The organism is Flavobacteriales bacterium, from assembly GCA_013214975.1.
GTDB lineage: Bacteria > Bacteroidota > Bacteroidia > DT-38 > DT-38 > DT-38.
In genome coordinates this window covers 1-6866 of sequence record JABSPR010000071.1, presented here as the reverse complement: position 1 = coordinate 6866, position 6866 = coordinate 1, and the positions used below count along the sequence as shown (strand labels likewise).

Sequence of the window (6866 nt, the reverse complement as noted above, 5' to 3'; positions counted from 1 at the left end):
ATTTACGCTAAGACTAACTGCGCTACACGCACTGGTACCTATGCCTGGGCATTGACCAAAAGCAGTATTAACTACAGGTAATGTAAGAGCAAAAAATGCAATTAGTGAGCCAATCAATTTTACCCTGCTATTTATAGAACCAATCATGCTTTGTTATTAGTTGAGTTACCTACGTAATATGACTGAGCATGCAATTGACATACTGAAAGCAACATGACGCAACTTCACATAAAAACTAACAATCTTAATTTTGATTGTTTCATGCAAGTGTTGAAGTATTTCTTTTCCATAGTGGATTGAAAAACCAAAAGTATCCCTGTACGTGAATCTACGTAAATACGCTCATGATCGTTATGATTATTCTACGAATGACACAAAAATGAAGGTGAGTGTTAATTATAAGTTTGTAGACCTGGATTCCTAAGAAATAGGTGGTGAAGTGAATATCCATAATTACACCAACAACACTTCCATTTATTAATTGCTTACATACAGATTTATAGAGAGTACTTCCTAACTATAAACACTTCTCCCTCCTACTACCACAACATCCCAAGCATTCATGATGAGGAAGACGGGTTTATTTAATACTATAAGATGTACTAAGGCAATTGTTGCCTTTATTACTCCTTAAATTTAGGTCTAGAAAATAGGCGCCACGTACTTCCTTTCACAACGTTCTTTTTAACTCCTAGATTGATTAACTCATCTATAAAATCTGAACCAGAGGTTGTATAAAAGTTACGAATATTATAACGTGGGGTCATGACTAAAGATTTTCTTTTTCTGTCTTTTATACTTTTCGGTTTGATGTTCAAGGTTATTTCGAAGAAAGGAACAAGTGTAGACCCAGCACCACATTCATGAATCCACACAGAATTTATATTGTCTATTTCAATAACTTCTCCAGAGTTGAGACAAAGTTCACCTTCGATTGTTAATCGAAAGAGTGTCCATTGATGACTATATAGCAATCACTGGTCTTAACCCTACAAAAATGGTCATAATGGGAACAAAAAAGGCATTAATAACAATTATAGGTTTTAAGAAAATACCACCTTTAAAATACAAGGTAAAACCCAACGTGATTATAGTAAGAAACGATACAGACCACAACATTGTGTAAATAGAGTCCTTCAACCAACTATAGGAGATTCTTTTCATGCTTACAATATACTAACAATCATCCATCTAGAAGAACTACCTTATCGATACTACCAAAACATCCCAAGCTGTAGTGATGAGGAAGACGAGTTTAATTGTTCTTAGCTACTGGCAAAATGCTCATCTAATTTTTATTCCACGAGAACGTGTATTACTGTTACCACCACAGCAAATAATGGTAAAGCCACGGCTATATATAAACTGACTTTTTTAATTCGTTTTCTAAAAAAAACAGGATGGTTCCAATGGGACTGGTAGTCAATTTATTCCTTGGATACATATAGAAGATTTGTGTGAAATGTTCTTACATGCAATTAGGGAGAATGGAATTCGTGGAGTATACAATGTGGTATCTCCATCTCAGAATACGAATGAAGAGTTAACGACAGAAATTGCAATTTAGAATAAGGAAACCTCTGTTTATGCCTAATGTGCCAGCGTTTATCTGTAAAATTTTATTTGGTGAAATGGCTGATGTATTCCTGAATGGGAGTAGGGTGTCTAGTGATAACATAGTCACATCTGGATTTGATCATAAATCCCCATCTCTAGAATTGGCGTTGAAGGACTTATTTGAAAACTGATTATTATGAACTGGATCGATTTTGTTATTGGAGGGTTACTCGCCAACGCTATGCCACATTATATACTTGGCATTACTAATACACGGTTTCTGGGGCCCTTTGGCTATAGTCCCAAGGGAAACATCGTTTATGCATTAATCTTTATCCTACTAAGCTTGGGGCTCATGATATATGAATATGGGTTAGAGGGAGTTTATTCTAATGGGATATATGTCGGTGGCTTGGCGGTTCTCTTTGTTTACCTGTGTATGGGTAGAATACTCGTGGAACGGTTTAGTGAGTCCAATTAATCACATTATTAAAAAAATTGAAGCCTGTTATTCGCCTATAAAGAATGATTAAGTTTAATAGAGTTAAACAACAGATGTAATAATGGGTTTACTGAAAATAGCTGAAAAAAAACAAAGACACCTTTCGTAAGCACCTCTGTTTTATTCCTTAGTAGGCGTATATTGTGGGCGATACTGGATTCGAACCAGTGACCCTCACGTTGTCGACGTGATGCTCTAAACCAACTGAGCTAATCGCCCATTCGTATGGGATTACAAATGTAAAAGTAAAATCATTAGAATTCTTGCAATGCTTCGTAAACCTTAACGAGAGGAAAGCCAACAACATTTGTGTAGCTACCTTCTAGTCTTGTGATAGCGATATGGCCTATCCATTCTTGTACACCATATGCACCTGCTTTGTCCAATGGTTTATACTTATGTACATAGTATTCAATTTGTTCATCGCTTAATTCTTTGAAGAATACTTTAGTTGAAACGCTTAGTTCAATTGTTTTATCAATAGATTTTAATACAACACCTGTTACAACATCGTGATTTTTACCAGACAATTTCCGAATCATGTTTTTTGCATCTTCTTCATCAGAAGGTTTGCCTAAAATTTCATTATCAAGAATTACAACAGTATCTGCCGTGATAACGATAGTATTTGGAGCTAGGATGTCCGAAAAAGCATCTGCTTTTAATTTGGCAATGTATAAAGCAACGTCTGCCGAATTTAAATCAGAAGGGTAGGACTCATCTACATCTTTAAGTTCAACGGTAAACTCTAAGTCTAAACTTGCAAGTAATTCATTTCGCCTAGGTGACTTTGAGGCGAGTATTATTTTGTGCGTAATCATATTCGATCTCTAGATAAGAAACATGGAAAATATTCCGGTGATAATTATTCCTTTTAGGAGAAAGCTAATATTCGTATAATGCTTCTTTGTATTCGCTCTAAATAGCATTACACAAAGAATAACCAATGGGGTTTCTACTAATACAATTAAGTAAGAGAGTGCTTTAAATCTTTCTTGTAGAGATTCGAGATATACAACGTAACCAACGCAGATAAATAAGATACCTGTTATGCCAAGAACAACCCATTTGGCTTTTTGCATTCCCAAAACAATAGGAAGAGTTTTGCTTTTAAAAGCAATATCGCCATCGTAGTCTTCAATGTCTTTTATAATTTCTCTTATTAAAGTAGTTAGGCTAGCGAATAATGAATACCAGGCAATAAGAATAAAAAGGCCATTAAAATAAATTCCATGGTTTAATACTTCTTTCCAATAGATGGCATTTAGAACGGCAATGTCATATAAACCGACAATAAAAGGAACGGCTGCAGATATAATTGCTATCACAATATTGCCAACAAGAAATTGTTTTTTGAAATTGGTAGAGTAAAACCAAAGAAGAGACGCAACAACTATATGAATCATCACCAGGCCTTTTATGCCAACTGCATATGCAGATATGTAATAAGCAATGGCAATAGCAATGAAGTTAATTACAATATGAGCTCCCATGGCCACTCGTCTCTTTATTGTATTTCCAACTATGATTGATTCGGGTCTATTGATTCTATCGATTTTAATATCGAAATAGTCATTAATAATATAGCCGGCTGCTGCCAGCATAACGGTAGATAAGCTTAAAAGGAAAAAGTTAAAATCGGATAACTGAAGATTCATTTCCTGATACCCGATGTAACGATCAATTATTGCATACCTAACTAGGTATTGGGTAAGCGCAATTATTAAAAGATTGGGTAAGCGAATAAGCTTTATAAAGCTAAGCATAGAGAGAATTAGTAGTTACCGTCTAATGGCCAGCTTTTTTGTAATCGCATCGTTTGCTCAATTACATCTCTAACACATCCTTTACCACCTGCTATGTCGGAAATGTAATGACACAAGGCTTTTATTTGGTCAACTGCATCAAGCGGGCAAGTTCTAACTCCGGCAACTTGAATGGCTTTGTAGTCAGGTAAATCGTCTCCCATATATAAAACCTCGTCTGCCGATAAGCCATTGTCTTCCATGAATTTTGTAAGTACAGCTACTTTGTCACGAACAGTAATGTGAACATCGTTGATACCCAAATTCTCCATTCTGTTCAAAATGGCATTAGATGTTCCTGCCGTGATTATGCAAACATGGTATCCTTTTTTTTTGGCAAGCATCAAAGCAAAGCCATCTCTTGTAGACATTGTTCGGGCAAATTCGCCATTATTTAAAACCAATACATCGCTATTGGTAAGGACACCATCTACATCAAAAACAAAGGCTTTTACTTTATTTAGTTGCTGTTTGAAAATTTGCTGCGCCATAATTATTTTGTCTTCTGAATACTTTGTGAAAGTAGTTTATAAATTCCTTGTAGGTTCTCGTTGGATTCTAATGCCTCAATATGTTTCGCTAAAACTTTCTGGTCATTTCTTGCAGCTGGTCCGGTTTGGCCATCTTCTGGTGAAATACTTTCAAGTTTATCAGTGGTTTCCTTTATCAAAGGTAAAATTAGTTCAAAAGGAAGGTTTACTTTATTTAATAAATCGTTTGAAATAACATACATGTGATTCGTGAAATTACACGCAAATACAGCGGCGAGATGTAATTGCTTTCTCTGATTGAAATTGATTTCTTGTACATGGTTTGAAAGGCTTTCAGCTATAGCGTTAAGCATTCGTAATGTTTCCGCATTGTTGGCTTCAACGCAAATAGGAATGGATTTAAAATCAACATTCAAACTTTTGTTAAAAGTTTGAAGAGGGTATAATACGCCATAATTCGAAGAAGTTTTGGATAACACGTCTTTCGATATACTACCTGCTGTGTGCGCAATAACTTGGTCCTTTAGATTTAATAGAGATGTAGTTTTTTCTATCGCATCATCTTTTATTGAAATAATATAAATATTGCCGTTGGGGTTTATATCCTCAATATTATCGGTGTATCCAGACTGAGTTTGGTTTGCAAGTAGTTCTGCAGACTCAATAGATCTACTATAAATCTGTAGGATATCATGTCCTGCTTTAGTCAATGAAATTCCCAGTTGTGTGGCCACATTACCAGAACCGATTAGCACTATTTTGTAAGGAGTGTTCAAGGTGATAATTAAAAGAAAACTAAGCTTCTGAAATAACTTCGCGCTATTTTCTTCTGGAAATGTTTCATTATTTCTTCGTAATCATCGCGTGTTGGATCGAACATGTCGTCTCCTTTTAATTCGTGCAAAGAAAATGAGATGCAATGATCTTCACCGTTGCAAAGTGCATCGTTCAATTCCAAAATCATTGTTTTCTCACTCCATTCTAAGTACTTCAATTTAGGCCAGATGTATTCAGTTTTTTTCTTGTACTCACCGAATTCTATTGAGATATTCTGAATAAAACGCTCGCTCGATATATGACTTTGAAAATAGAGTAGATTGTATTTTCCATCTCCTTTCTTTAGAGTTTTAGATAGGAAAAGTTTGTAGTAATCTATTTTTTTTTCGGTGGGCGTTTCGTCCTGGGAAAAAGAAGATGAATTTAAAGTGAGGAACATCAACATTAATAACATAAGCTTTGTGCTCACCGAATAAACGGAAGTTACTTGATTAATGAAGATGTTGAATGCCTTCATCTTATTGGTAATTTATGCTTCTATATTAACGTACAAGACGTTTAAAGGTACTAAGCAATTGCCAGTTCCCCATGTTATTGTACGATAGATTTACTATTTATATATGGAATAGTTTCCTTTTTTATATGCAGAGATCATGCCGTACTAATTATTTATCTTTATTGTCAAATTACATATGATGGATATACTGTTTTTTGGTGCGCACCCCGATGATGTTGAGTTAGCATGTTCTGGAACAATTTTAAAATACATTGCCTCTGGTAAAGAAATTGGCATAGTAGACCTTACAAGAGGAGAGTTAGGAACTCGAGGAACAGCAGAGATTAGAACACAAGAGAGTACTGCTGCACGAAAAGTCCTTGGTGTATCCGTTTCGGAGAACCTCGAATTATCTGATGGTTTTGTGGATTCTTCAAAGGAGAGTCAAATGGCTGTGGTGAATGCTATTCGTAAGCATAGGCCAGAGATTGTTATTGCCCCTGCAACTAGTGATAGACATCCTGATCATGGCAATGCGGCTAAGTTAATTTCAGAAGCTTGCTTTAAATCAGGATTGATTAAGCTAGAAACAAAGTATGAATCTTGGCGTCCGAAAGTTGTTTATCACTACCCACAGGATAGATTTATTAATCCGGATTTCGTAGTGGACATAACAGGCTTTATGGATCAGAAAATGGAGGTTGTTAAATGCTACGAGTCACAGTTTTTTCAGGAGAATTCGGAGGAGCCAGAAACACCAATTTCGGTGAAAGGATTTCTGGATTTTATTAAGTCGAGAGCATCGCATTTTGGTAGACCGGTTAACGCTAAATATGGCGAAGGATACACAGTAGAAAGGCCTATTGGTATTGATGACCTAACTATTTTAAAATAGGCGAAGCACTAATTTTAAGTTCGAAAATTTTATTTGGATCCGGATGTAATTCCATTTCATGAGAAACATAATCTTTGTTCGAATACATCGCGAATAATGTATTTGAAATGTGACTCAATTTTCCTCTTTTATCCTGAGGGGTGCCATCAAGAATCCCCCTAAAAACTTCCCATCGAACAGAGGATGACGTATTCAAATAGTCGTGCCAAATAATGATAGAATTCTCATCTTTTAGAAGATTAAAAACATTCATTGTATCTTTCTTAACATCCTCGTAATGGTGACTACCATCCACAAAGATTAAATCGAATTTTTGATTTAGAGAAGAAAAATCCAACGTCGT

9 protein-coding genes and 1 tRNA gene are annotated in these 6866 nt (G+C 35.5%); 2 read left to right on the top strand and 8 right to left on the bottom strand.

Annotation, left to right across the window (positions count from 1 at the left end; translation table 11 throughout):
- Positions 1 to 623: 623 nt before the first annotated feature.
- Positions 624 to 974, bottom strand: coding sequence for a hypothetical protein (locus HRT72_03410; GenBank protein ID NQY66755.1), 351 nt, complete (start codon positions 972 to 974; stop codon positions 624 to 626).
- A 582-nt stretch (positions 975 to 1556) separates the two neighbouring features.
- On the opposite strand from HRT72_03410, the gene HRT72_03405 reads away from it, so the two are divergent.
- Entirely contained in the window at positions 1557 to 1748 is a 192-nt protein-coding gene (locus tag HRT72_03405) for a DUF1731 domain-containing protein (protein ID NQY66754.1), read from the top strand.
- A 455-nt stretch (positions 1749 to 2203) separates the two neighbouring features.
- On the opposite strand, the gene HRT72_03400 is transcribed toward HRT72_03405, so the two are convergent.
- The 6 genes from HRT72_03400 to HRT72_03375 form a co-directional block, all read right to left on the bottom strand.
- Positions 2204 to 2278, bottom strand: a tRNA-Val gene (locus HRT72_03400).
- A 35-nt stretch (positions 2279 to 2313) separates the two neighbouring features.
- Positions 2314 to 2880, bottom strand: coding sequence for a septum formation protein Maf (gene maf / locus HRT72_03395; GenBank protein ID NQY66753.1), 567 nt, complete (start codon positions 2878 to 2880; stop codon positions 2314 to 2316).
- A 9-nt stretch (positions 2881 to 2889) separates the two neighbouring features.
- Positions 2890 to 3825 carry a geranylgeranylglycerol-phosphate geranylgeranyltransferase gene (locus tag HRT72_03390; protein ID NQY66752.1) on the bottom strand — a complete coding sequence of 312 codons (936 nt, stop codon included), beginning with the start codon at positions 3823 to 3825 and terminating at the stop codon, positions 2890 to 2892.
- A gap of 8 nt (positions 3826 to 3833) precedes the next feature.
- Complete coding sequence (locus HRT72_03385) at positions 3834 to 4343, bottom strand: HAD hydrolase-like protein (protein ID NQY66751.1); 510 nt, start codon at positions 4341 to 4343, stop codon at positions 3834 to 3836.
- Positions 4344 to 4357: 14 nt separating this feature from the next.
- Positions 4358 to 5110, bottom strand: coding sequence for a DUF2520 domain-containing protein (locus HRT72_03380; protein ID NQY66750.1), 753 nt, complete (start codon positions 5108 to 5110; stop codon positions 4358 to 4360).
- Positions 5111 to 5139: 29 nt separating this feature from the next.
- Positions 5140 to 5649 (bottom strand): hypothetical protein, encoded by a 510-nt coding sequence (locus HRT72_03375; protein ID NQY66749.1) that lies wholly within the window; start codon positions 5647 to 5649, stop codon positions 5140 to 5142.
- Between the two features lie 175 nt (positions 5650 to 5824).
- On the opposite strand from HRT72_03375, the gene bshB1 reads away from it, so the two are divergent.
- The gene (gene bshB1 / locus HRT72_03370; protein ID NQY66748.1) at positions 5825 to 6523 is read left to right on the top strand and encodes a bacillithiol biosynthesis deacetylase BshB1; all 699 of its coding nucleotides are present in this window, start codon (positions 5825 to 5827) and stop codon (positions 6521 to 6523) included.
- On the opposite strand, the gene HRT72_03365 is transcribed toward bshB1, so the two are convergent.
- Positions 6510 to 6866, bottom strand: a 357-nt coding sequence (locus tag HRT72_03365; protein ID NQY66747.1) for a class I SAM-dependent methyltransferase, incomplete at its 5' end; no start/stop codon positions are given. The genes bshB1 and HRT72_03365 overlap by 14 nt on opposite strands.

Excerpts from the sequence above, each read along its gene's own strand:
- HRT72_03375 (NQY66749.1), bottom strand. The coding sequence starts at position 5,649 with ATGAAGGCATTCAACATCTTCATTAATCAAGTAACTTCCGTTTATTCG.
- maf (NQY66753.1), bottom strand. The coding sequence starts at position 2,880 with ATGATTACGCACAAAATAATACTCGCCTCAAAGTCACCTAGGCGAAAT.
- HRT72_03390 (NQY66752.1), bottom strand. The coding sequence starts at position 3,825 with ATGCTTAGCTTTATAAAGCTTATTCGCTTACCCAATCTTTTAATAATT.
- bshB1 (NQY66748.1), top strand. The coding sequence starts at position 5,825 with ATGATGGATATACTGTTTTTTGGTGCGCACCCCGATGATGTTGAGTTA.